The organism is Pedobacter steynii (genome assembly GCF_001721645.1).
In the GTDB taxonomy this organism is placed as follows: Bacteria; Bacteroidota; Bacteroidia; order Sphingobacteriales; family Sphingobacteriaceae; genus Pedobacter; species Pedobacter steynii_A.
The window spans coordinates 4,691,613-4,715,944 of record NZ_CP017141.1; the positions used below are offsets into that span (position 1 = coordinate 4,691,613).

At 43.5% G+C, this 24,332-nt stretch carries 21 protein-coding genes; 14 read left to right on the forward strand and 7 right to left on the reverse strand.

Translation table 11 applies throughout. The annotated features are described in order from the left end of the window. The first annotated feature begins 10 nt into the window (after positions 1 to 10). Positions 11 to 1,876: an alkaline phosphatase gene (locus BFS30_RS19425; protein WP_069382541.1), complete on the forward strand. Its 1,866-nt coding sequence runs from the start codon at positions 11 to 13 to the stop codon at positions 1,874 to 1,876. Positions 1,877 to 1,994: 118 nt separating this feature from the next. Next, positions 1,995 to 3,347 carry a PhoH family protein gene (locus BFS30_RS19430; RefSeq protein WP_069380812.1) on the forward strand — a complete coding sequence of 451 codons (1,353 nt, stop codon included), beginning with the start codon at positions 1,995 to 1,997 and terminating at the stop codon, positions 3,345 to 3,347. A gap of 71 nt (positions 3,348 to 3,418) precedes the next feature. On the opposite strand, the gene BFS30_RS19435 is transcribed toward BFS30_RS19430, so the two are convergent. Beyond that, entirely contained in the window at positions 3,419 to 3,961 is a 543-nt protein-coding gene (locus BFS30_RS19435) for a GIN domain-containing protein (RefSeq protein ID WP_069380813.1), read from the reverse strand. 199 nt (positions 3,962 to 4,160) lie between these two features. On the opposite strand from BFS30_RS19435, the gene BFS30_RS19440 reads away from it, so the two are divergent. The 5 genes from BFS30_RS19440 (at position 4,161) to BFS30_RS19460 (ending at position 7,864) form a co-directional block, all read left to right on the forward strand. After that, positions 4,161 to 5,129, forward strand: a complete 969-nt coding sequence (locus tag BFS30_RS19440; RefSeq protein ID WP_069380814.1) for a prolyl oligopeptidase family serine peptidase — start codon at positions 4,161 to 4,163, stop codon at positions 5,127 to 5,129. A 96-nt stretch (positions 5,130 to 5,225) separates the two neighbouring features. Then, the gene (locus BFS30_RS19445; protein ID WP_069380815.1) at positions 5,226 to 5,738 is read left to right on the forward strand and encodes a hypothetical protein; all 513 of its coding nucleotides are present in this window, start codon (positions 5,226 to 5,228) and stop codon (positions 5,736 to 5,738) included. Between the two features lie 57 nt (positions 5,739 to 5,795). After that, the gene (locus BFS30_RS19450) at positions 5,796 to 6,254 is read left to right on the forward strand and encodes a DinB family protein (protein WP_069380816.1); all 459 of its coding nucleotides are present in this window, start codon (positions 5,796 to 5,798) and stop codon (positions 6,252 to 6,254) included. After that, complete coding sequence (locus BFS30_RS19455) at positions 6,251 to 6,553, forward strand: antibiotic biosynthesis monooxygenase family protein (RefSeq protein WP_069380817.1); 303 nt, start codon at positions 6,251 to 6,253, stop codon at positions 6,551 to 6,553. Before BFS30_RS19450 ends, BFS30_RS19455 begins: the two co-directional genes overlap by 4 nt. Before the next feature lie 45 nt (positions 6,554 to 6,598). Beyond that, positions 6,599 to 7,864 (forward strand): ATP-binding protein, encoded by a 1,266-nt coding sequence (locus BFS30_RS19460; RefSeq protein WP_069380818.1) that lies wholly within the window; start codon positions 6,599 to 6,601, stop codon positions 7,862 to 7,864. Positions 7,865 to 7,882: 18 nt separating this feature from the next. Here BFS30_RS19460 and BFS30_RS19465 read toward each other — a convergent pair whose 3' ends face one another. Together BFS30_RS19465 and BFS30_RS19470 are read right to left on the reverse strand one after the other, a co-directional pair. Beyond that, positions 7,883 to 8,488: a gluconate 2-dehydrogenase subunit 3 family protein gene (locus BFS30_RS19465; RefSeq protein ID WP_069380819.1), complete on the reverse strand. Its 606-nt coding sequence runs from the start codon at positions 8,486 to 8,488 to the stop codon at positions 7,883 to 7,885. Between the two features lie 4 nt (positions 8,489 to 8,492). After that, a complete protein-coding gene (locus BFS30_RS19470) occupies positions 8,493 to 10,172 on the reverse strand; it encodes a GMC oxidoreductase (RefSeq protein ID WP_069382542.1) in 1,680 nt (559 codons plus the stop codon). 148 nt (positions 10,173 to 10,320) lie between these two features. Here BFS30_RS19470 and BFS30_RS19475 point away from each other — a divergent pair, with 148 nt between their 5' ends. Further along, positions 10,321 to 11,172, forward strand: a complete 852-nt coding sequence (locus BFS30_RS19475; protein ID WP_069380820.1) for an AraC family transcriptional regulator — start codon at positions 10,321 to 10,323, stop codon at positions 11,170 to 11,172. Positions 11,173 to 11,182: 10 nt separating this feature from the next. Here the strand turns inward: BFS30_RS19475 and BFS30_RS19480 are convergent, their stop codons facing one another. The 4 genes from BFS30_RS19480 to BFS30_RS19495 are packed head-to-tail and all read right to left on the reverse strand — an operon-like array spanning position 11,183 to position 14,248. After that, the gene (locus BFS30_RS19480; protein ID WP_069380821.1) at positions 11,183 to 12,145 is read right to left on the reverse strand and encodes an NADP-dependent oxidoreductase; all 963 of its coding nucleotides are present in this window, start codon (positions 12,143 to 12,145) and stop codon (positions 11,183 to 11,185) included. 11 nt (positions 12,146 to 12,156) lie between these two features. Continuing rightward, positions 12,157 to 12,558, reverse strand: a complete 402-nt coding sequence (locus BFS30_RS19485) for a VOC family protein (RefSeq protein ID WP_069380822.1) — start codon at positions 12,556 to 12,558, stop codon at positions 12,157 to 12,159. A gap of 31 nt (positions 12,559 to 12,589) precedes the next feature. Further along, the gene (locus BFS30_RS19490) at positions 12,590 to 13,345 is read right to left on the reverse strand and encodes a helix-turn-helix domain-containing protein (RefSeq protein ID WP_069380823.1); all 756 of its coding nucleotides are present in this window, start codon (positions 13,343 to 13,345) and stop codon (positions 12,590 to 12,592) included. Between the two features lie 45 nt (positions 13,346 to 13,390). Continuing rightward, positions 13,391 to 14,248 carry an EamA family transporter gene (locus BFS30_RS19495; RefSeq protein WP_069380824.1) on the reverse strand — a complete coding sequence of 286 codons (858 nt, stop codon included), beginning with the start codon at positions 14,246 to 14,248 and terminating at the stop codon, positions 13,391 to 13,393. A gap of 156 nt (positions 14,249 to 14,404) precedes the next feature. Between BFS30_RS19495 and BFS30_RS19500 the strand changes: the two genes are divergently transcribed. From BFS30_RS19500 to BFS30_RS19525, 6 genes are all read left to right on the forward strand, one after another. Continuing rightward, positions 14,405 to 15,925: an alpha-L-fucosidase gene (locus BFS30_RS19500; protein WP_069380825.1), complete on the forward strand. Its 1,521-nt coding sequence runs from the start codon at positions 14,405 to 14,407 to the stop codon at positions 15,923 to 15,925. Further along, on the forward strand, positions 15,922 to 17,385 hold the full coding sequence (locus tag BFS30_RS19505) for an arylsulfatase (protein WP_069380826.1): 1,464 nt from the start codon (positions 15,922 to 15,924) through the stop codon (positions 17,383 to 17,385). The genes BFS30_RS19500 and BFS30_RS19505 overlap by 4 nt, the downstream gene beginning before the upstream one ends. Before the next feature lie 123 nt (positions 17,386 to 17,508). After that, positions 17,509 to 18,906, forward strand: a complete 1,398-nt coding sequence (locus BFS30_RS19510) for a TolC family protein (protein ID WP_083252122.1) — start codon at positions 17,509 to 17,511, stop codon at positions 18,904 to 18,906. A gap of 12 nt (positions 18,907 to 18,918) precedes the next feature. Then, complete coding sequence (locus BFS30_RS19515) at positions 18,919 to 22,197, forward strand: efflux RND transporter permease subunit (protein WP_069380827.1); 3,279 nt, start codon at positions 18,919 to 18,921, stop codon at positions 22,195 to 22,197. 36 nt (positions 22,198 to 22,233) lie between these two features. Beyond that, positions 22,234 to 23,337, forward strand: a complete 1,104-nt coding sequence (locus BFS30_RS19520) for an efflux RND transporter periplasmic adaptor subunit (protein WP_069380828.1) — start codon at positions 22,234 to 22,236, stop codon at positions 23,335 to 23,337. A 21-nt stretch (positions 23,338 to 23,358) separates the two neighbouring features. Next, a complete protein-coding gene (locus BFS30_RS19525; RefSeq protein ID WP_069380829.1) occupies positions 23,359 to 24,303 on the forward strand; it encodes a helix-turn-helix domain-containing protein in 945 nt (314 codons plus the stop codon). Positions 24,304 to 24,332: the final 29 nt, after the last annotated feature.

The window sequence follows — 24,332 nt, forward strand, 5'->3', positions numbered from 1 at the left end:
GAGAATAGAAATGAAAAATATCATACGTTGTGCTTTGTTTGCCGGTGCTTTATTTGCATCGGAAGCAAAGGCACAACGGTCTTTAAACGTTAATTCTGGTCATAGTCATAACGACTATCACCAGAATATTCCGCTGTTGACCGCCTATTATGCAGGCATTGGTTCTATTGAAGCAGATGTATTCCTTAAAGACGGGGAATTGTATGTCGCACATGATCCTTCAGAAATCAAAACCGGGGTAACCTTAAAAAAAATGTATCTGGAGCCATTGGCGGGTTTCTATCGTCAAAATGGAAACCATGCATATTCCGATTCTACAAAGCGCCTGCAACTGGTAGTCGATATTAAAAAGGATTATGTGAAGGTGCTGGCCCGGTTGATTAAGGACCTGGAAGTTTATCCGGAGGTTTTCAACAGCAGTAAAAACTCCAGGGCAATCAGGATCGTGATCAGTGGTGATGTCCCTGCACCGGCCGATTTTAAAAATTATCCGGATTATATTTCTTTTGATGGTCGCCCATACACCACATATACGGAGGATCAGCTGAAAAGACTAGCCATGATCAGCGATGATATTAAGAACTATACACCCTGGAATGGAAAGGGAAATCCAACTACTCCGGATCTGGCTAAACTAACGGCAGTAATCGAAAAGGCCCATCAACAACATAAACCTTTTCGGTTTTGGGCTACACAGGATAGTCCCAATACCTGGATTGTCCTGGAAAGGTTGGGTGCTGACTGGATCAATACGGATCAGCCGGATAAATTAAAGGAGTTTTACCTGCATCGGGATAAGCTCAGCTATACCAATCCGGTTGCTTACCCGGTTTATACGCCGGAATATAAAGTTGATGGATTACAAAAACCGGTTAAAAATGTCATTCTGCTTATTGGAGATGGAATGGGGCTTGCACAAATTCATGCAGGCAGTATTGCCAATCACGGACAGCTGAATATGGGGAAGATCCATAACATCGGTTTTTCTCAGACGGCTGCGGCAGATGCCGGAAATACAGATTCTGCCGCCGGTGGCTCCGCAATGGCTATCGGTGAAAAAACAAACAACCGGTATATAGGGGTAGGGCCAGATCAAAAGAAACGAACAAATCTGGTGGATACCCTGGCCAATTATGGCATTAAAAGTGGAATCATCAGTGTCGGAGATATTACTGATGCAACCCCGGCTGTATTTTATGCACACCAGACAGACCGTTCAATGAGTTCTGAAATTGCTGCAGACCTGCTGGAAAGCAAGGTAGAAATACTGGTTGGTTCGAATCAAAAGAGCTTTTTGAAAAACAAAGATGCAGAGTTGATGAACAAACTGGGCAGTAAAGGGTTTAAGCTGAGTACGAGTGCGGCAGATTTCTTAAAGGAAAGCAAAGGCCGTCAACTGGTCCTGCTACCGGATAGCGCAACCCGTCCGGTTAAAGATGGACGCGGCCAATTGTTGAAGGAATCATTATTGCACAGCCTGAATATGCTGTCTGCAAATAAGCCCGGCTTTTTTGTGATGGCTGAAGGTGCACAAATCGATTACGGAGGGCATAGCAATGACCTGCCTTATGTGGTTACTGAACTTCATGATTTCGACAAGACAGTGGAGGCAGCTTTGCGTTTCGCTGATCAGAATGGAGAAACGTTGGTGGTCATTACTGCAGATCATGAAACGGGAGGTTTAACCCTGCTGGATGCATCCGCAGAAAAAGGGATGATCAGTGGTGCTTTTAGTACGAACGACCACACCAATATTATGGTTCCGGTATTTGCCTATGGACCAGGCTCAGGAGAGTTCCGGGGCACTTATCCTAACAATGAACTTTTTCATAAGATCATTAAAGTGATGGACCTGAAGAATAAACGTAAAAAATAGCGTTGAGGTATGGCCGTTTTCTGAAAAGAAATGGCCATACTTTAATTTTCCATAGAAATCGGAACTTATTCCCTTAAATAACAAAAATTATCTGTGATTTTCGTTATTTTTAGTTGTCATGAGTAAATCTATCCTAAATCGCGAGCCCCTCAAAAAAAAGATCTTTGTACTTGATACCTCGGTTATCCTATACGATCACAATGCTTTCAATAATTTTCAGGAACATGATGTAGCCATTCCGATCCAGGTACTGGAGGAACTGGACAACATGAAAAATGGAAATGAGACACGTAATGCAGAAGCGAGAAGCTTTATCCGTTTGATGGATGCTGCTTCAGCAGACCAGATCATCAACAAATGGATTCCCCTGAAAGGAAGTAAACGAGGGCATTTTAAAGTGGTGATGGACAATAAGCCTGCACATTGGGATGCAGAGGCAATTTTTGGTGCCGGGAAATTTGACCACCGCATTTTGAATGCAGCCTTAAGTCTGAAGGAAGAATTTCCGGAGAAAAAGATTGTCCTGGTATCTAAAGATATTTGTTTGCGTTTAAAGGCCAAGTCGCTGGATTTGTATGCGGAGGATTATGAAACCGGAAAGATCAAAAATGTAGAGGAGCTGTATACCGGAAAGACCACTCTGACGAATGTTTCTACAACAGTACTCGATGAGTTAAAAGCGGAGGGAAGTACAACGACTATTGACCTGGAGCTTGCTCCGGAAACGGGCAATCATTTTTATATCCTGAAAAGCAAACGTAAACCGGTCACCGCTTACCATGATGTTAAAGCCGGTACGCTGACAACGGTAAAACCTCAGCAGGTATTTAACATTGCCCCGAGAAATGAGGAGCAAAGTATGGCGATCCATGCCTTGCTGAATCCTGCGGTAAAACTGGTGACCATTCAGGGAAAAGCCGGTACAGGAAAAACCTTGCTAGCAATTGCCAGCGCATTGGAACAACGTAAAGACTACCGGCAGATCTACGTAACCCGACCTATCGTGGCCCTGAGCAATAAAGATATCGGTTTCTTACCAGGCGATGCGAAATCAAAGATTGACCCTTATATGGCCCCGATCTGGGACAACCTGCGTTTTATTAAGGAGCAGTACAATGATGATCCGAAAACCCAGGCTAAGATCGATGAATTTGTCAGCACCGAAAAGATCGTGATCGCTCCGCTGGCTTATATCCGTGGCCGGACGCTCACCAAGATATTTTTCATCGTAGACGAAGCGCAGAACTTAACGCCTCATGAAATTAAAACGATCATTTCCAGGGCAGGAGAGGAGACTAAAATTATCTTTACCGGTGATATTTATCAGATCGATACGCCTTATCTCGATGCGGAAAGTAATGGATTGTCTTATTTGATTGAGAGTGCCAAGAACCACCCCTTATATGCTCATATTACCCTGGATAAGGGGGAGCGGAGTGAGCTGGCAAACCTGGCGAACGACTTATTGTAACACAAAAAAACCGCTCATGGTTTGAACGGTTCTTGTAAATATATGATGATGCACTCGTGCTGAGGCCCGGATTAAAGTTTGGCAATAACGAAGTCGTTCAGATTTAATTTTGAAACTTCATTTCTTACCAGGTGATGTTCTGCTGATGAACCGCTCAATTTCAGGTCAGACTGATCTTTCATGTCGGTATAAAGGCTGCCTACTTTTGCATTTACATTTGCTTTAGCCCCATCTTTTAAAAAGATCTGAAGAACGGCTAAGTCGAAGTTACCACGGGTTTTTACCTGGGCAGTATTGGAAGCCTCAATTCTTTGCAGGTCTTTTACATTCACGTAAATGGTTGCCGGGCTGCTCTCTGTAGAGTTGATGTATAAAGTATATCCTTTTTGTTGAACGGTAGTGTTGGCGCCAAGCTCGTCGTTAGTGGTAACGCTTTCTGAATTGCTTTGTACCAATACCACTTTAGCATTTCCGGTAACAACTACTTTATTGAATTTTACAGCGGCTGGTGCGCTTACAGGTGTAGTATCTTTAGCGAAAGTAGTGAAGGCTGAAGAAGTTAAAACGATAGCAGTTAAAGCTGAAGCGAATAAGGTTTTGATCGAGGTTTTCATATCTTTTATATTTTTAGTTTTTAATTATTTAATTGTTGTTTTGTAGATAAGACACCATCACACAGGAAACGTTTCAGCGTTTTTTTGCACATTAGACCATGCCACAGTAACAGTCGACCAACTGCCTATAGTATTCGACCAATCGACGAAAATATTTTCGTCGATTTGGTTATCTTAGTCGTCATTAATTAAAATCAATATGATAAAGCAGATCTCCCTACTCTTTCTCCTTTTAATCTGTTTAGGCAGCAAAACTGTTTTTGCCCAGCAGAGTCATCAAAAACTGATTACAGAAATGGGCTATCTGCTATATCTCCCGGAAGGATACCAGCAGGATACGCTGAAGAAATTTCCTTTGGTATTGTTTCTGCATGGCAGTGGTGAACGGGGAAATGACCTGGAAAAAGTGAAAGTAAATGGTCTGCCTAAACTGGTAGAAGCGGGGAAAAAGTTTCCTTTTATTTTGGTTTCTCCTCAGGCAGAGGAAGGTTGGGAAAGCAAAGACCTGATGCGTTTGATGAGGTCTTTACAAAAGAAATACCGGATAGATGAAGACCGGCTTTACCTTACGGGCCTAAGTATGGGAGGTTATGGCAGCTGGGATATGGCAATTAAATATCCTGGATTGTTTGCAGCCGTTGTCCCGGTTTGTGGTGGTGGAGATCCCTCAAAGGTCTGGATCATGAGACATACGCCAACCTGGGTCTTTCATGGCGCCAAAGATGATGTTGTTCCGTTAAGGGCCAGTCAGGAAATGGTAGATGCATTGCGCCCGTATAACCCCTCTGTTAAATTTACTGTTTTTCCGGAGGCGGGGCACGACAGCTGGACGGATACCTATAATACAGACAGTTTATATACCTGGATGCTCAGCCAGAAACGCTTTAAATATAGCAAAGTTGCAGTTGATCAGGGGATCCTGGACAATTACCGCGGGATCTATGTAAATACTAAAGGGAAGGATACCGTCGTAATCAGCTCTGGCCCCGGTGTGTTGATTGCCACTGTAAAAAATCGAAAAATAGAAATTCAACCCTACGATCAGCATCAGTTTTTTGTCCAGGCCGCCGAGCCGCTGGATGTGGTTTTCTCGGGAAAAGGTAAAAAGCAACAGTTCGTGGTTAATGATGAGGAAAAAAAGGTTTATAAAATGGTGAAAAAAGAATAGTCATAGTTTCTTAATATTTTCATTTTTTTACCATAGATCAAGATTCGTGGAGAAAAAATGTCTCAGATTTGTACCATAAATAAATGACCAAACATTATGGGACAGCTGATTAAGAAAAAACCATTAGCCGTTAATGACATTTTAAATGGAGTTAACAGTGAAAAAACATATTTTGTATACACGTCAAAAGGAATCCGCACCATGAAGGTGATTGTGTTTCTCTTATTGACTTTCATCATTGGCAATCAATTTTTACAGCGTAAAGCAGGAGTGTTGAAACTTCAGCCGGTAGCAGAACTCAAAGGAACTTTGCTTTTCGGTAGACCTCTGAAAAATGTAGATATTCTTAGCCCCGGCAATATTACTCCATTTATGAAAAATAAACAGGAGGCTGAGCTGAAAATAAAAGGATACATTTCTAAAGTGAATGCCAACGGTCAGATGGAAATGAATTTAAGTGATGGTAAAATCCTGAAGGTACACCATAAACCGGCCTTGGGAGACTCAGGATCGTTATTATCTAAAGAAGTAGTGATGGCAGGGAGGTTATACAAAATCGGAGATACTCCCGATCTTGCTTACGAAGTAAATAGCCTGTTGATCTTGTAAATAAGGCTATTATCTTTTCATGATTTTTAATAACTTGTCCTTCATAAACTCAAATTTATGAAGGATTATTTTTTCAATTTGCTGGAGTTTGATTACTGGACCAATACCAGACTTCTCCATGCCATGCAAAACGCAACGGAGATTCCCCAGCGTGCGCAGGATCTGTTTAACCATCTGCTGGCTGCCACGCGTATCTGGAGAAGCCGACTGGTTGGAGAAATGCAGGACGTAGAGGTCTGGGCACATTTCGATATGGAGCAATGGAAACAGGAGCTGGAACTGAACAGAACATTGCTGACTGATTTCCTTCATGCTATTGAGGAGGAGGACCTGAGTAAAAAAGTCCGTTATTACAATACCAAAGGAGTTCAGTACGAGACCAGCGTCTCGGATATACTAACTCACCTCATCATTCATTCAGGATACCATCAGGGCCAGATTGTGAGCCTGATTAAACCGTATCTGACTGTCGCACCGGATTTGATGTACATCACTTATATAAGAGAAAAAAAATGATATTAGAAGTCGCCGTACTGGACGTGATTCCTTCCGAAACAAATTCCTTTGAACGTGACTTTACAAGCGCGTGCCGGATCATCTCTTCGATGAAAGGTTATCAGGGGCATCAGCTGCAACGTTGCCTGGAGATTTCCAGCCGGTATCTTTTGCTGGTCAACTGGGATACTTTAGAAGACCATACTGTAGGATTCAGGCAATCTCCACAATACCAGGAGTGGAAAAGCCTGCTGCATAAGTATTATGATCCTTTCCCCAGGGTGGAGCATTATGAAATGGTCCTTTCGGTAAAAGGATAGTTAAATAATTTTAACTTTGTATTTCCTGATCCTAACATTCCGCATATGGCAAATCATGTAAACATTACTTCTACAGGCATAAAAAAGGTCCTGCGTCTTTATAATGAAAAGCAGGCGCTTGCAGAGTACATCTGGAATGGGTTTGATGCAAAAGCAGACACCATCCGGATTGATTATACTCACAATGAACTGGGAACATTAGAAAGCCTGAAAGTGTCTGATAACGGTTATGGAATAAATTTCTCTCATTTAAAGGATAAGTTTAATCCCTTTTATGAATCGGAAAAAGCCATGGAACAACGCATTCACCTGCATAAATCCACAATGCATGGAAAGAATGGGGTAGGGAGGCTGACCTTTTTTACGTTTGCACATCATGCAGAATGGAACACGGTTTACGAGGAGCAGGGTATTTACAAAAACGGAAGCATTCAGGTGGCAGTTGGCGGACTCAATAATTATGAGTCAGTGCTGATCAACGAGAATGTAAAAACCGCAACAACCGGAACTACTGTTTCTTTTTCAAATATCCAGCTTTCCAAAGAAGCTATAGAGCTCAGCATCATTCCTTATTTACAGGCCGAGTTTTGCTGGTTTCTGGAGCTGAATAAAAACAGGGGATTTTCCATTATCATCAATGGAGTGCCTTTAACTTATCAGGACAATATCATTGATTACGAAGAAGGCCTGATTTTCCGTTATCCGGATAGCAATACCGTATTTAAGGTCAAGTTTATCCAATGGAAAGAATCCCTGCATAAGGAATTATCTAAAAATTACTTCATCAACCACAAAGGACAGGAGGTCTATAAGGACTATACCACGCTGAATAAAAAAGCCGACGAATACTACCACAGTGTGTTCATTGAAAGTGAATTTTTCAATGAGTTTGACTTCAGCAGTTCCGATCATGATGCCCAGGTTAAGCTATACAGCCGTACCAAATCTTCCTCAGAATATAAATACCTGATTAAAAAGATCAATGAGCTGCTGAGAACAAAAAGAAGACCCTTTTTGAAAGAGTTTTCCAATAAACTGATAGAAAAATACGAGCTGGAAGGTGTACTGCCAAAGTTTGAAGCAGAAGAGCAATCCAAAAGACATGATCTGGTGGAAACGTTGAAAGTCATTTATGAAATTCAGCCGAAATTGTTCAGTGGTTTAAGTATCGACCAGAAGAAAGCCTTTGTAAGGCTAATCCACGTGCTTCTTAATTCTTCAGACAGGGCGCAACTGTTCCATGTTATCGAAGGAATTATTGAGCTGGAAGCTGAAGAAAGAGAAGAGCTGATGGGCTTTCTGGCGATATAAAAGAATTTCAAAATTTTATCAGGCCCAGGCTTTGTCTCCTTTCTTATAGGGAACCGAGCCTTCATATCTGCCCGGCACAGCAATGTAGCGCAATGCCTTTGTGCAACCTGCTTCAGAGGTAAAGTAACCCAGCATTGTCAACTGTTTCATCATGATAAAATAGTGATTTGGTAAACCCGGAAAGTCCTTGTTTTTCTTCCGCTCGGCTTCTTCAAGCTCAGGTTTTTTTAATTGATATGTTTTTGCTTCTTTCTCCAGTGAAAGCAATAGGGAAAGCCGCTGTTCCGGGCTGACTTTCATAAAGCCGGTCTGATGCATCTTTTCGCAGGCCAGATCTAGTTTTTTTATTCCTTCCTGAAAGGCTTTCTGATCATTTGGTTCATAGCAATCCTTTACCATGACCGACATAAATTGTCCCACATTGGCTGCTTTTGCTCCGGGGCTGCCAGTTTCCGGCAATATGGTTTCTGAAACTTCATTTAAAAAATCAATTTCATCTTCAGTAAAAAAATTGTTTTTAAGGGTGTTATGGCCCTGGTTACAGCCGGTTAGCAACGCATTCCCACCAATCATTACACCCCCGGTCAGTAAGGCAATCATTTTTAAAAGTTCTCTTCTTTCCATAGGGTTAAAGGTTATTTTTCTTTAATTCACTTACTGCATAGTCTGCAGCTCTCGCGGTTAAAGCCATATAAGTTAATGAAGGATTCTGACAGCCTGAAGAAGTCATACATGCCCCGTCGGTTACAAATACATTCATGCAATCCCAGATCTGATTCCATTTGTTTAATACAGATGTTTTTGGATCTCTTCCCATTCGTGCGGTGCCCATTTCATGGATACCATGGCCCAAGGCATGGCCGCCATCCCAGGTACTTACATTTTTTATACCCACTGCATCAAACATCTGCTTCATCTCTTCCTGCATATCCTTTCTCATTTTCAACTCATTTTCCTTTAATTCTGCATCCATGGCCAGGATCGGTAAACCCCATTTGTCCTTCCTGGTTTTATCTAATGAAATCTTATTTTCATGGTAAGGAAGGATCTCCCCGAAAGCAGTCGCTCCAATGGTCCACTGACCAGGTTCGGTCAGGGCGTCTTTAAAATTGCCGCCCATAGTCAATTCAGCTATTTCTCTGCCCCAGCCTTGACGACTTGCACCACCCTGATAGCCAAATCCACGCAGGTAATCCCTTTTGTCGCCGGATAAATTGACAAAACGGGGAATATAAAAACCGTTTGCCCTTCTGCCGTAAACATATTGATCCTCATAACCTTCAACCGTTCCCTGAGCGCCGATATTATAGTGGTGGTCCATTACATTATGTCCAAGTTCGCCACTACTGCTACCCAGTCCTCCAGGCCATATCTTGGTGGCAGAATTGAATAAAATCCAGGCCGTATTTAAAGTAGAAGCGCATAAAAAGACAATTTTACTTTTATACTCGTATGTTTTATTGGTTTCCGTGTCTAAAACCTCTACACCGGTTGCTTTCTTTTTGTCCTGGTCATATAAAACCTGTGTAACTAAGGAGTATGGTCTTACGGTGAGGTTTCCTGTTTTCATTGCCGCAGGCAGGGTGGAAGATTGGGTACTGAAATAACCACCAAATGGACAGCCTTCCCAGCAACGGTTTCTAAATTCACATTTTGTCCTTCCGGGAATTGCGGCAGTGAGGTTTGCTGTTCTTCCGATAATCAGGTGGCGTTTTTCCTGGTAATGCTTTTTCAAGCGGGCGGCCACATCCTTTTCTACACAATTCAGTTCCATAGGAGGCAGGAAGTGACCATCAGGCAGATGGGGAAGATTTTCTTTAGAGCCACTGATTCCGGCAAATTTCTCCACATGGTCATACCATGGGGCGAGGTCTTGATAACCGATAGGCCAGGGGATGGCGATGCCTTCTTTTTCGTTGGCTTCAAAATCCATCGGGCTCAGGCGATAGGATTGTCTTCCCCATAAAATAGAACGACCTCCCATGCGGTAGCTGCGCCACCAGGTAAAAGGCTTGATCTCCGTATAAGGACAATCTTCTTCATTGGCCCAGGCATCAATTACCGATTCTGATGCAGCCCATCCACGATGAATAACCGGAAGTTTTTTCCTTTGTTCAACGGTGGTCCCTCCCCGGTGATCGAAATCCCATGGGTTCTTCTGGGCAGTTTTATAGTCTTTAATATGATCATAAGGCCCGCCGCGTTCCAGCATTAAAACCTTCAGGCCCTTTTCGCAAAGCTCTTTTGCCGCCCAGCCGCCACTGATACCAGAGCCAACTACAATTGCGTCATATGTATTGTCTTCCATACTTAAATTGTTCATTAAATTTAAATGTACAACTTAATCCAGGCGCCCTTCAACTGCTATTTATTAAAAAAAATACGTTATCTGATCATTTTTTACTGATAAATAAAGGATTTATGGTTAATATAGTAGTTAAATAACCAAATATTTAATGAAGACCCTTATCCAGAAGATCCATGTGGAAGAACGTCATTCTTTTGCATGCCGGACCTATAAGACACCTGATTTTGAAACCGCATGGCACAAACACCTGGAATGCGAGTTAATTCTGATTACCGAGGGGAACGGGACGGCATTAATCGGAGATTATATTGGAGAGTATAAAGAAGGGGATGTTTTCTTTCTGAGTCCGGATCTGCCTCACTGGTTTCGGAAATCGGAGCAAAAGATGACTGGAAGTGCTATTGTGATCCATTTTTTGAAAGACTTTATGGGCGATATTTTTCTATCCTTACCGGAGGTGGAGCCCATTTGCAGGTCGTTGGAAAACAAAGATAAAGGAATTCAATTACAAGGAGCATTGTCTGATGAAGTGGCCTTACTGATCAGGGAAATAGAGAGGGCGGAGGGGCTGGACCGGATTCAGCTGCTTTTGACTTGCATGCGAAAAATCAGTACCTCAGCGGAGCATAAAATTATTACCACCGCTTCTGGCACCCTGGCGGGGGGAGAGGAAAATGCAGTGATAGAAACCATAATTGAGTACTCATTTAAACATTATCTGGATCCCATTTCTTTGAAAGAGGTCGCTGACATCACCAAAATGTCTATTCCTTCCTTCTGCAGGTTCTTCAAAAGGAATGTCAAAAAAAGCTACTTTGATTTTATACGGGAAATCAGGATTGGCCGCGCCTGTAAACTATTGCGCGAAACCAATCGTCCTGTTTTGGATATTTGCTACGATAGCGGATATAACAGCTGGCCGAATTTCAGCAAGCAATTTAAGGATGTGACAAAACTATCTCCATCCAGGTATAGAAAGCAGCATATTACCCACAGTTAGACCAATAAATTTAAATCACCTGTAGCACCGTTTTTCCGTTTCTGCTTTTTTCTTTTGGTACAGTTGATGCGGCAGGGTTTGAGTGGCGGCCGGCAATATCGTTCCAGCCAGAGGAGGCCTGCTCCAGGGGATAAGTATTGGCGATAGTGGTTCGTAATTCACCATTGTCCAGCAGCTCGGCAATTCGGTTCAACCCCTCTCTGGAGGGCTTCATGTCCATAAAAACTCCAGTTACCTGATGCCTGACGGCCTGTTCTTCATCAATGGGCTGAGTGCTGGCCACCAATATGCCACCGGGTTTCATTACTTTGAAAGACCTCAGCTGGTTATCTCCGCCAACAAGATCGAATACCACGTCAATGTCGCTCAGTTCCTCTTCAAAACGGGTTGTTTTATAATCCAATACCTGGTCGGCACCAATAGATTTCAAAAAGTCCTGGTCTGTTGCTGAGGCGGTCACAAAGACTTTGGCACCGATCAGATGTGCAAATTGAACCGCATAAGCACCTACCGCTCCCGCTCCGCCATGGATCAGAATGGTTTGTCCTTTTTCCAGTTTTGCATATTTGAACAATCCCTGCCATGCCGTTTCAGCTACAACAGGCACCGATGCCGCTTCTGAAAAGGATAAAGCGGTGGGTTTTTTAGCGATGATACCGGGCTTAACGGCTACATATTCAGCATAAGCCCCACCATGCCCGGTATCACCATAAACTTCATCGCCGACCTTAAAATCATGTACTTCTTTTCCTATGGCAGCAATCGTACCTGCAAAATCTTCACCTGGAATCCAGGGGAAATGAACCGGGAAGATTTCTTTCATCGCCCCTGAACCCTTTTTCCAATCGATAGGGTTAACAGATGCGGCATGAACTTTCACCAATACCTCATTTCCTTTGATTTCCGGTACAGGAACATCCTCAATTACTAAAGATTCCGGAGTACCATAATCATGCAGTCTGATTGCTTTCATAGTTTTTATTTTTAATGTTCTGAATGCAGCGCGACTCTGTTTCCTTCAGTATCTATAAACTGAGCAATATAGCCGGCCGGAATTTTTGTTCTGGGTACAATTACCTTTCCTCCAGAGGGACCGATTTTGTCGAGCACTTTCTGAAGATCAGGACTGGCGTTGATATAAACAACAGTTCCGTCCTGAGATGGTTTGGAATATTCGTTTTTTAACAGAACTCCGGTAACCCTGCCGGATGTCGCTTGAATTACCCCGGGAGTAGAAGGGAAAAAGGTCAGTTCCTCGTCCCCAATCTGTTGGGTATACATCTGAAGATCCAGAATGGTTTCGTAGAATTTTTTTGCCCGTAAGGTATCTGTTACCGGAATTTCGAACCAGGTGATGACATTGGTTTTTTCAGTTATTTTTTCCATAATTCTTTAGTATAATTTATATACTGCAAAATTATTTCTTCTTAAGGGTTGATAATTGTATAAATCGGTTGTTTTCATTTTCAGCAAGCACACTGGGCGTTACTCCCGAATACTTTCTGACCTCCCTGATGAAATGTGCCTGGTCGCTATAATTCTGTTGCGGATAGCGTTCTTTCTCACTGAGATGATCAAAGGAAGCACGATAACGCAAAATCGTGCAGTAAGACTTTAAGGAAATTCCAAACTGATCTTTAAAATACTGGCTGATCTGTCTGTTGCTCCAAAGAATTGTATTGGAAACTTCTTCCGCAGTAATGGAACCGTTGGTGGCGTATAAGGTAGCAAAGAGGTGTAGCTTTCTATTGTCGGTATTTTTGCATAGGCGCTGCCGGATCTTCTCCTCCAGTATATTGGTCAGGTCGTCGAAATTGGTTAAGTCTGATATGGTTAATCCCCAGAAATCTGCGGGTAAATCTACTTCCGTATTGACCAGTTCCGCAATGCTTTCTTTCAGTACATATTCAGAGGCGGGTAACTTAAAACTGATTCCAAAAACGATGCTGTTTCCCGGCACTACAGACTCCGTTTCCCTGTTCCATAATCCGCTTAACGACAGTCGGACAGACTCTCCTTTGATTGCACGAAAAAGCAAGTCAAAGTATCCGTCAGGAAGGATGCTGAAAATTTTTTCTTGTTCATCGGGATTGTGTACTGACCAATAGCATTTTATGAAGTCGGACAGTAAAGGATCAGGAGCTGCTCTTTGATATTCTACGAGGTTCGTCATCTTGCATCATGAAAATAGTTCTATAAGATAACGCTCAAAATTGAATTATAATGTCTCCTTTTTTGAAGTAATTGTGGCACCCGCACTGGCAATGATGACAAGCGCAACAGAAAGGTATTCCAGGAAGGAAAGGTGCTCGTGTAAAAACACAATTCCACATAAAGCCGCAACGGCAGGCTCAAGGCTCATCAGGATGCTAAATGTACGTGCCGGCATCTGGCTTAGTGCACTCATCTCCAGGGTGAAAGGAATGGCGCTGGATAACAGGGCAAGCGCTGCACCCATTAAAAGCAGGCCTGGTGTCAGGTTGCCGAATCCTCCGCTCGCTATTCCGAAAGGAACAACCAATAGGGTGGCGAAGATCATTCCTACGGAAACGGCATCTCCTCCTTTCATTATTTTAGAAATTCTGCCTCCCAGCACAATATAGGTGGCCCATAATCCGCCGGCAACTAAGGCCAGTATGACTCCAATTAAATCCAGCCCTTTTTCCGACCAGGGTGCAATCAATGCAATTCCTGCTGCGGCAAGCAATACCCAGAGGTAATCCATCATTTTTTTGGAGTTGATTACGGCCAATAACAGCGGACCAATAAACTCCAATGTTACCCCTAATGCAAGTGGAATCCTCTTGATCGCCATATAAAATATCAGGTTCATAGCACCCAATACCAGACCATATAGTGCAACCGCTTTCCATTGTATTTTAGTCAGTTTTCTGAGGTCAGGTCTGTTGGCGATAAGCAGGATGACGGCTGATAAACCTATTCTGAGTGAAGCGGTACTCGCCGGACCAATTGCAGGGAAAAGACCTTTTGCTATTGCTGCCCCGGCCTGAACACTGATGATGGCCAATAAAACTGCGGGTAAAGGTGGGATCTGGAGCAGTTTATTATTTTTCATGATGGGCCGGGAGTTAAATGAGGGGACAAATTTAAGCAAATTATAGCGATTCTGCAGGATGAGTAAAGGAATAGTAGAAATACGAAAGAATTCTTTATTTTCGTTTAAACACACCACCAATACATTTGAAACCAACAACCAACTAAACCAGAATTTATGTTTGTTTTTTCCAGCAAATCTGGAATAATGAGGACTTCTTTCCTGTTATTCCTGGCCCTGCAGTTTTTTCTAATCTCTGCATCAAAAGCCCAGAATCCTTCCACCTTACAGCTTTCTCAAATCAAAAGAGGTTATGGAATGTTTATCCATTTTGGATTGAACACCTTTAACGAGACAGAATGGTCTGATGGAAAATTACCTGTTTCCTCTTATCAGCCGGATCAGCTGGATTGTGATCAATGGGTTAAAACTGCAAAAGACGCGGGGTTCAGATATGTGATCCTGGTGACCAAACATCATGATGGATTTGCACTCTGGAATAGTAAATATTCAGACTATGATGTAGCCTCCTCAGCGGTAAAAACCGATGTGGTAGCGGAGGTTGCAAAAGCCTGTAGAAAATATGGAATTGAGCTCGGCCTGTATTATTCGTTGTGGGACAGACATGAGCCTTCACATCATAATCCGGATCCGGATGCCTATGTTAATTTTATGAAAAATCAACTCACAGAACTGCTCAGTAATTATGGAGACATTTGTGAATTGTGGTTTGATGGCGGATGGGCAAAGAAAGATGAGGACTGGAAATTACCGGAAGTATATGCACATATCAAAAAGCTACAGCCAGGATGTCTGGTTACTGTAAATCATACCATTGGTAAAAAAGAGAAAATAACTGCTATCCAATCTCCTCAGGACATGCAGCCGGGAGATCCTATTCGTTTCTGGCCGGTAGATTTCCGCACAAAAGACCCAAACCTGGCCAGGTGGGACGACCCCAAATTGTTCAGTTACCAGAACGAAAACCATTACCTGATCCTGGAGCATACGCTGTGTCTTTCTGACCGCTGGAACTGGTTTCAGAAGAAAGAGCAATTGCCAGCCAGGGGAGTCGATGAGCTGGAAGAACTGTTTTACTGGACCACTGCAAATAACAACATCATGATTCTGAATGTTCCGCCAGATCAACACGGCCGGATCAGGGAGCATGAGCGGTTGAGAGTTCTTGAACTGGCACAGCGGATTGGAATCCGTGGCGGTAAGAAACCTTTGCCTTCCGGTTATGAAAATCTTGCTTTTAACCTGCCAATCGTCGCTTCAAGCACGGCAAATGATCCAAAAAGAACTGCGGAGAAGGCCAATGATTATAGCCTGGAGACCTGGTGGGCTGCAGGGGATTCCATTGCTTCATTAGAGATGGAACTGAACAAAAAAATAAACCGCATTACCATTATGGAACAACCGGATATGGTGAACCTGAAAGATGGATTCTCCACCATCAGGAATTTTCATATTAAAAAGTTCTCTGTAGAGATCTGGAATGAGGGAGCCTGGGAATCGGTTTATAAAGGAACCGAAATCGGTGCATGTAAGATCATTTCGTTATCTAAATATGTAAATGCTGCAAAGATCAGGCTGAACATTATAGATTCCCGAGGTATTCCGGCAATCAGTCATTTTGCGGTTTCAGATACCAGATCTAAAGGCCTGCGTATCATCAATAGCGGAAAGTTATGAAACGAATAAGTTTAATCGCAGGAGTTCTCCTGCAATGTAGCACCGTCTTCAGTCAGCAGCAATCGCAAAAACCAAACGTCATTTACATCTATGCCGATGATCTGGGCTATGCCGAGACCGGACCTTATGGCCAAAAGAAGATTAAAACCCCAAACCTGGATAAAATGGCCGGTCAGGGGATGAAGTTTAATAACCATTATACCGGAACACCTGTTTGTGCGCCTGCCAGAGCGATGCTCATGACCGGTAAACATGGTGGCCATTCCTATATCCGTGGGAATTTTGAATTAGGGGGCTTTCCCGACAGTACCGAACGCGGGCAGATGCCTTTAAAAGCGGGTACATTTACTGTTGGCCACCTGATGCAGCAGGCGGGATATAAAACCGCTTTAGTAGGGAAATGGGGCCTGGGAATGAACGCTACCGAGGGATCTCCATTGAAACAGGGTTTTGATTATTATTATGGTCTTCTGGATCAAAAGCAGGCGCATAGCTTTTACCCGACCCATTTATGGGAAAATGAAAAGTGGGATACCCTGGAAAATACCTTTATCAATGTACACCAACCGCTGGATTCTGTAAAAGCAACAGACCAGGACTTTGAGTATTATAAAGGAAAGGTCTATGCACCGGAAAAGATGACGGAGAAAGCCCTTGCCTTTATTGATAAGAGTAAAGACCAGCCCTTCTTTTTATACCTGCCTTATCCACTTCCACATGTTTCCTTGCAGGCACCGGATGCAGAAGTGAAAAAATACATCGGGAAATTCGCCGAAAAACCTTATTATGGACAGCAGGGCTATGCCGCTAATAAATATCCATACTCCACCTATGCAGCCATGATCACCTTTCTGGATACACAGGTTGGGATCATCATGCAGCGGATCAAAGAACTGGGGCTGGATGAAAATACCATCATAATGTTTTCCAGTGATAACGGAACAACATTTAATGGCGGGGTAAATCCTAAATTTTTCAATAGTGTAGATGGCTTAAGAGGGCTGAAAATGGACCTTTATGAAGGTGGAATCCGGGAGCCTTTTCTGGTAAGATGGCCCGGGAAAATCAAAGGGGGGGGCAGCACAAACCTGGTTTCCGCACAATACGATCTTCTGGCCACACTGGCAGAGCTGACCGGACAAAAAATAGAAAATACAGATGGCATTTCTTTTCTTCCGACGCTAAGAGGGGAAAATGATAAACAGAAGAAACATGAATACCTCTATTTTGAATATCCTGAAAAAGGCGGACAGGTAGCCATCAGGATGGGAGACTGGAAGGGAGTCCGTGTGAACGTAAAAAAAGATCCTCAAAGCCCATGGCAGCTCTTTAACCTGAAAACCGACAGGAATGAAAGCCGGGATCAGGCGGCAAATCATCCGGAGCTGATCAGCAGGTTTAATGAAATCCAGAAAAAGGAACATCAGGATTCTCATGTAAAAGCATGGAACTTTCTGTAACTTGTAATAGAAATGTCATTAATGACAAAGCAGCACAATTGTTTGAATTTCATAATTATTGGTTTGAACTGAATACTTTGATTTTATAGGCAGCAGATACATTTGTGGTGTAAAACATACACCATGCCCAAACCTTTATTATTTGTGATCACACTATGCGCTATTTTGACGCTTGGTGTTTCGGGAGCAAATGCACAAATGCTCAAACTAAAAGACGCGATCAGTACTGCTTTAAATAACTATGGCAGTATTAAAGCAAAAGGGAATTATCTGAGCGCTTCCGCAGCAGGCGTTCAGCAGGCCCGCCGGGATTACCTTCCCAACCTGAGTTTGTCTGCACAGCAGGATTATGGAACAATTAACGGACAAAATGGCCCTTCCTACGGCTTAGGCGGCTTAGGTGTTGCTTCCAGTGGTCCATCGCTTGACCGTCAAAACTGGAATGCTGCTTTTGGAGCCCTGTACCTGGCCAATGTAAACTGGGACTTTTTTACCTTCGGCAGAATCAGAGAGAAGATTAAGGTTGCCCAAACAATCCTTAAACGTGATGAAAATGACCTGGCACAGGAAAAATTTCAACACGAGATCCGCGTTTCCGCCGCTTACCTGAACCTGCTTGCCGCACAACGGCTCCGCAGATCGCAGGAGCGGAACCTGGATCGTGCCATCACTTTTAAAAATACCGCGGTTATCCGGGCTTCCAATGGATTGATAGCAGGAGTGGATTCTTCTTTGGCAAAGGCCGAAGTATCCAGTGCAAAAATCGCCCTAACCAAGGCCAAAGACCTGGAGCAGGAGCAGGCAAACCGTTTAGGTGTACTGATGGGCATTACTGTTACCGATCTGGTGCTGGATACCGCTTCCATCACACGTGTTCCTGCGGTCCTCTATACCGATAGCATGCTCAATGAAAATGCCCACCCCTTGTTAAAATATTACAGAAACAGGGTAGAACTGAGCAATGAACAGGTAAAACTATTCCGTAAATCTTATTACCCTACTTTTTCTCTATTTGGGGTGATGCAGGGCAGGGGATCGGGTTTCAGTTCCGCCTATGCACAAAATCAAAATGCCTTTACACAGAATTATGGCGATGGCATCAATCCGGTAAGAGGCAATTACCTGGTCGGCCTTGGAATGGTCTGGAACCTGACCAGTATTCTGAGAACACATCCTCAGGTGAGGGCACAGGAATACCTTTCCAAAGGATTGCAAAACGAATATGAACTGGCCGGGCAGCAATTGCAGGCCCAGGTAGCCATTGCGGATACGAAACTGAAAAATGCGGTCGACAACTATAACGAAGCACCAGTGCAGGTAGAAGCGGCTTCAGCTGCCTACCTGCAAAAAAACACCCTGTACAAAAATGGGCTCAGCACTATTGTAGACCTCACTCAGGCTTTATATACCCTTAACCGGGCAGAAACAGACCGCGATATTGCCTATACGAATGTATGGCAGGCCCTGCTGCTTAAATCTGCTGCACTTGGAAATTTTGACCTGTTTATCAACGAATTTTAATTAGCTCCCTACATGAATTTAATACGTTTTGCACTTAGAAAACCGATCTCCATCCTGGTACTTGTTGCCGGATTGTTCTTCTTCGGAATTGGTGCCATCAAAGATATCAAGGTAGATATTTTACCTAAAATGAACCTTCCGGTGATTTATATTGCGCACCCTTTTGGTGGATATACACCTACCCAAATGGAAGCTTATTTCGGGAAGCAATACATCAATATATTACTTTTTGCCAGCGGGGTAAAAACTATTGAAACTAAAAATGTGCAGGGGCTGATGCTGATGAAGCTGACCTATTATGAGGGAACGAACATGGCACAGGCGGCCTCAGAGCTCAGTGCTTTATCGAACAGGGCACAGGCGATTTTCCCTCCCGGTTCCCAGCCGCCTTTTATCATCAGGTTTGATGCTTCCTCTCTGCCGGTCGGACAATTGGTGTTGAGCAGTCCCATACGCTCTAATAATGAGTTACAGGATCTTGCCAATACTTATGTACGTGCTTCCTTTACCGCGATCCCCGGATTATTATCGCCGGCACCATTTGGAGGAAACATCAGAACGATCGAGATCAATGTTGACCCTGAATTATTACGTTCGCATAACATGACGGTAGATCAGGTGGTGGAAGCCATTAAGGTGAACAACCAGACTGCCCCATCAGGGAATGTACGTATGGGCAACCAAAACTACCTGACCCCAACAAACTATACCATACAGAAAGTTAAAGAATTTGAAAATATCCCTTTGTTTAAAGGAGGCGTACAAAACCTGTACCTGCGTGATGTGGCCGTGGTAAAGGATGGGGCGGATGCCACAGCGGGTTATGCGCTGATCAATGGCAAGCGTTCCGTATACCTGAGCATTGCCAAATCCGGAGATGCCTCGACCTGGGATGTGGTAAGTAAGCTCAAAGAAAATCTGCCTGCGATCCAGAATACCTTGCCTGAAGATGTCAAACTCTCCTACGAGTTTGACCAGTCGGTATATGTGATCAATGCGGTGAAAAGTCTCATCAGTGAAGGTGTTATCGGTGCTTTGCTTACCGGTCTGATGGTACTTTTGTTTCTGGGTGATAAAAGAGCAGCGTTGATCGTAATCCTGACCATTCCAACTTCTATTGTGGCAGGGGTACTGTTTTTAAAGCTCTTCGGACAAACCATCAACATCATGTCTTTAAGCGGACTGGCATTGGCGATCGGGATTCTGGTCGACGAATCCACGGTAACCATTGAGAACATTCACCAGCATTTTGATATGGGAAAACCCAAGGCCCTGGCCATCTGGGATGCCTGTAAGGAGATCGCTTTCCCTAAATTATTGATCCTGTTTTGTATCCTGGCCGTATTTGCACCTGCATTTACCATGTCGGGTATTCCGGGTGCGTTATTCCTGCCGCTGGCCCTGGCTATTGGTTTCTCCATGATCGTCTCTTTCTTTTTGTCGCAAACATTTGTACCCATCATGGCCAACTGGCTGATGGTTGCTCATCCTAAAAAAGCGAAAGCACATGGTGCGGAGATCACAGAAGATGAAGCGGTGTTTAAAGAAACCGGATTGAGCCTGGAATCGGAAAAAGATACTTTAAATCAAAAGAAGGTATTGGTAGAACGTGAAGATTTTAATGATGATGGTAAAGTTTCTCTTTTTGAGCGCTTTAGAAATCGTTTCATGCGCTTCCTCGACCGCATCATGCCACATCGGAAAATTGTGGTATTGGGTTATCTGGTACTGATTATCGGTGCTGCTGCTTTATTATTGAGTAATATCGGACGAGATGTTTTACCTAAAGTAAACTCCAGTCAGTTTCAATTGAGAATGCGCGCGCCGGACGGGACGAGATTAGAACGGACGGAAGAAAAGGTTCAGGTGATCCTGAAAGAACTAAAGGACATTGTTGGTCCGGAACACTTGTCTATTTCTTCTGTATATGTAGGACAACACCCGGCTCTATTCTCTGTAAACCCCATCTATCTGTTTATGGCCGGTCCGCATGAAGCCGTTTTTCAGGTAGGATTTAAGGACTACCATGAGGATATGGAAGAGTTTAAAGATCAGCTGAGAGAGCGGGTAAAAAAGCTGGAGCCTGATGTGAAACTTTCTTTTGAACCCATTGAACTTACGGATAAGGTGCTGAGTCAGGGTTCTCCAACTCCGGTAGAGGTCCGCATTGCAGGTAAGAATAAAGCCCAGAATGAAGTTTATGCCAGAAAGGTGATGAAAGCACTGCAAACCATTCCTTATCTGCGGGATATTCAGCTGGCACAAGCCATTAAGTACCCCTCATTGAACGTCAATATCGACCGGGTTAAAGCGGCACAGCTGGGTGTAGACCTGACTGATATTTCGAGATCCCTTGTGGCTTCGACTTCTTCATCGAGGTATACTGATAAGAATATATGGATAGATGAAAAGATCAACCTTGCCTATAGTGTTCAGGTTCAGGTGCCTTTTAACCAGATGAATAGTAAAGAAGATCTTGGAGAGATTCCATTGCTGAGAAATGTGAACCGGCCGGTATTAAGTGACGTGGCCACCATCACTTCTGATACTACTTATGGTGAAAACGATAATTTAGGTGCAATGCCTTACCTTTCTGTCACCGCAAACCTGAATAAAATGGACCTTGGTTCTGCTGCCAAAGACGTGGATAAAGCCATTAAATCTGTAGGTGAGCTGCCCCGCGGACTGATTGTGCAGCCGGTAGGGATGATTAAAGTACTGGACGAAACACTGGGAAGTTTACAATCAGGGCTTCTTGTGGCAATCGTAGTGATCTTCCTGATGCTTTCTGCCAATTTCCAATCCTTTAAAGTACCATTGGTGATCCTGACAACTGTTCCTGCAGTGGTTTTGGGGGCACTCTTGTTATTGAAAATTACCGGATCAACGCTAAATTTACAGTCGTACATGGGAATCATCATGTCGGTCGGAGTATCTATTGCCAATGCAGTCCTGCTCATTACCAATGCCGAACATTTGCGCCTGCACAATGGAAATGCGCTGGAATCGGCCAGAGAGGCGGCAGCTTTAAGGATCAGACCAATTATCATGACGAGTGTGGCAATGGTTGCCGGAATGTTACCTATGGCCATCGGACACGGTGAGGGTGGAGATCAGGTTTCTCCTTTGGGAAGAGCTGTGATCGGAGGTCTAATCGCCTCAACCTTTGCAGTTCTGATTATTTTACCTCTTGTTTTTGCATGGGTACAAGGGAAAGTATCAACGGCATCCATCTCTTTGGATCCTGAGGATAAAGAAAGTAAACATTACATCAAAGGATTAGAAGAATAATAAATAAGGAGTTTAGCCCTATAAAAATATACACCAATGAGAACTAACACCACAAAAAATACGATGATCTTAGCAGGGAGCTTAGCCCTGTTGAGCATCATTAACGGCTGTACGGCCAGCGCAAAGAAAGAAGCCGTAACTGCAGAAAAAAAGCCTGTTATCGCTACTTTTAAACTGGAAAAGGAAAAACTTTCCACCGCTTTACAGCTTCCGGGAGAACTGAGCGCCTTCCAGCAGGTAGACCTATATGCCAAGGTGAGCAGCTTTGTGAAGACTTTAAAGGTTGACATCGGATCGGAGGTGACTAAAGGCCAGTTATTGATGACACTGGAAGCTCCTGAAACCAATTCACAGCTTGCTGCTGCACAATCCAGATTGAAAGCCCAGGAAGCTTTGTATACCGCCAGTAAAGCAAATTACGACCGCCTGTACGAAACGAGTAAAACTCCAGGAACGATCTCCAAGAACGACCTGGACCAGGCTGTTGCGCGCAGAAACTCTGATCTTGCTCAATTTGAAGCCGCTAAAGCTTCTTATAAAGAAGTGAGCAATATCAGGGATTATCTCGAAATAAGGGCTCCTTTTAACGGCATCATCACCGCAAGGAATGTGAATTTAGGTGCCTATGTCGGCCCCTCGGGAAAAGGATCTGAATTTCCCTTGTTCACCTTACAGGAACAGAAAAACCTTCGTCTGGCGGTTTCAATTCCGGAAGTGTATACCGGCTATCTGAAAGATGGACATGAAGTGACCTTCAGTGTAAAGTCTATGCCGGAAAAAATCTTTACCGCAAAAGTTAAACGCTTGTCCGGTGCTTTAGACTTGCGCCTGCGTTCAGAAAGGGTGGAGATAGATGTGCCCAATACCAGCAAAGAACTCTTACCTGGAATGGTAGCAGAGGTTCATATTCCGCTTCCTGCGAATGCAAGTACCTTTACTGTTCCCCGAAAAGCAGTCCTGGAAACCGCCGAAGGAATTTTTGTCTGGAAGGTGGTAGGAAATAAAGCCGTAAAGGTAAACGTTAAAAAAGGCAGGTTAACAGATGATAAAACCGAGATTTTTGGTGAACTTAATGCTGGTGATGAAATTGTTACGGAACCATCTGAAGAACTTCGTGAAGGTAACGTGATCAAACCGTAATTTTATATAGTGATTAAAGTAATGTTAACTAAAAACCTAGACCTGAATTTAGCGCATAAGACGCAAAGTCTTCAGGATTACTATGACTGGCTAAAGGAGATCCGTCCGGATATCCGTATTCCTAATTTAGAGATGGTGAATGATATCGGCCATTTTGGTGTTTTTAAAAGGTCTACTGTGTGTACCTTACATCCAACGCCTTATAACCGCAGGGACTTTTATAAAATCTCCCTCATTATAGGTTCCGGTACCCTTCACTATCCAAATCAACGGATAGAAGTAAACGGCAGAGCACTGTTGTTCACAAATCCCAATATCCCGTATGCATGGGAATGTACCTCTGATACCCAATCGGGTTACTTTTGCCTGTTCACAGAAAATTTCATCCATAAAAGAAATGAGAGCCTGAGGGAGTCCCTGCTGTGGAGAATTCACGATTGCCCGATGATCAATATCAACGAACAACAGGAAAAGACCTTTATGGACATCTTTATGAAGATGATGGACGAATTGGATGGGGAATATGTACATAAATATGAAATGCTGCGCAATTACATTCATCTCATTGTGCATGAAGCTTTAAAAGTAAGGCCAGCAGATACTTATTTCAAAGAGAATAACGCTTCGGTAAGGCTGACTTCCCTGTTTCTGGAGCTTTTGGAACGTCAGTTTCCTATCGGCTCCACGGATCATGTTCTGGAACTCAGAACTGCACACGATTTTGCGCATAAGCTTTCGGTACATGTGAACCATTTGAACCATGCGGTGAAAGAAGTAACCGGCAGAACCACCTCAGAACATATTTCCAGAAGAATTGCTACCGAAGCTATTGCACTGTTGAAACATACGGAATGGAATGTGGCTCAGATTGCCTATTGCCTCGGTTTCGAATATCCGGCTAACTTCAATATATTTTTCAAAAGACAAATGCAGGCTACGCCGAAATCGTTCCGCCAGGTAGGCTAAAAATAATTCAGGCCGCTTTGGCGTATTGG

Bases quoted from the DNA above. Each gene is read 5' to 3' on its own strand.
- BFS30_RS19425 (WP_069382541.1), top strand. From the start codon at position 11: ATGAAAAATATCATACGTTGTGCTTTGTTTGCCGGTGCTTTATTTGCA.
- BFS30_RS19430 (WP_069380812.1), top strand. From the start codon at position 1,995: ATGAGTAAATCTATCCTAAATCGCGAGCCCCTCAAAAAAAAGATCTTT.
- BFS30_RS19435 (WP_069380813.1), bottom strand. From the start codon at position 3,961: ATGAAAACCTCGATCAAAACCTTATTCGCTTCAGCTTTAACTGCTATC.
- BFS30_RS19440 (WP_069380814.1), top strand. From the start codon at position 4,161: ATGATAAAGCAGATCTCCCTACTCTTTCTCCTTTTAATCTGTTTAGGC.
- BFS30_RS19445 (WP_069380815.1), top strand. From the start codon at position 5,226: ATGGGACAGCTGATTAAGAAAAAACCATTAGCCGTTAATGACATTTTA.
- BFS30_RS19450 (WP_069380816.1), top strand. From the start codon at position 5,796: ATGAAGGATTATTTTTTCAATTTGCTGGAGTTTGATTACTGGACCAAT.
- BFS30_RS19455 (WP_069380817.1), top strand. From the start codon at position 6,251: ATGATATTAGAAGTCGCCGTACTGGACGTGATTCCTTCCGAAACAAAT.
- BFS30_RS19460 (WP_069380818.1), top strand. From the start codon at position 6,599: ATGGCAAATCATGTAAACATTACTTCTACAGGCATAAAAAAGGTCCTG.
- BFS30_RS19465 (WP_069380819.1), bottom strand. From the start codon at position 8,488: ATGGAAAGAAGAGAACTTTTAAAAATGATTGCCTTACTGACCGGGGGT.
- BFS30_RS19470 (WP_069382542.1), bottom strand. From the start codon at position 10,172: ATGGAAGACAATACATATGACGCAATTGTAGTTGGCTCTGGTATCAGT.
- BFS30_RS19475 (WP_069380820.1), top strand. From the start codon at position 10,321: ATGAAGACCCTTATCCAGAAGATCCATGTGGAAGAACGTCATTCTTTT.
- BFS30_RS19480 (WP_069380821.1), bottom strand. From the start codon at position 12,145: ATGAAAGCAATCAGACTGCATGATTATGGTACTCCGGAATCTTTAGTA.
- BFS30_RS19485 (WP_069380822.1), bottom strand. From the start codon at position 12,558: ATGGAAAAAATAACTGAAAAAACCAATGTCATCACCTGGTTCGAAATT.
- BFS30_RS19490 (WP_069380823.1), bottom strand. From the start codon at position 13,345: ATGACGAACCTCGTAGAATATCAAAGAGCAGCTCCTGATCCTTTACTG.
- BFS30_RS19495 (WP_069380824.1), bottom strand. From the start codon at position 14,248: ATGAAAAATAATAAACTGCTCCAGATCCCACCTTTACCCGCAGTTTTA.
- BFS30_RS19500 (WP_069380825.1), top strand. From the start codon at position 14,405: ATGTTTGTTTTTTCCAGCAAATCTGGAATAATGAGGACTTCTTTCCTG.
- BFS30_RS19505 (WP_069380826.1), top strand. From the start codon at position 15,922: ATGAAACGAATAAGTTTAATCGCAGGAGTTCTCCTGCAATGTAGCACC.
- BFS30_RS19510 (WP_083252122.1), top strand. From the start codon at position 17,509: ATGCCCAAACCTTTATTATTTGTGATCACACTATGCGCTATTTTGACG.
- BFS30_RS19515 (WP_069380827.1), top strand. From the start codon at position 18,919: ATGAATTTAATACGTTTTGCACTTAGAAAACCGATCTCCATCCTGGTA.
- BFS30_RS19520 (WP_069380828.1), top strand. From the start codon at position 22,234: ATGAGAACTAACACCACAAAAAATACGATGATCTTAGCAGGGAGCTTA.
- BFS30_RS19525 (WP_069380829.1), top strand. From the start codon at position 23,359: ATGTTAACTAAAAACCTAGACCTGAATTTAGCGCATAAGACGCAAAGT.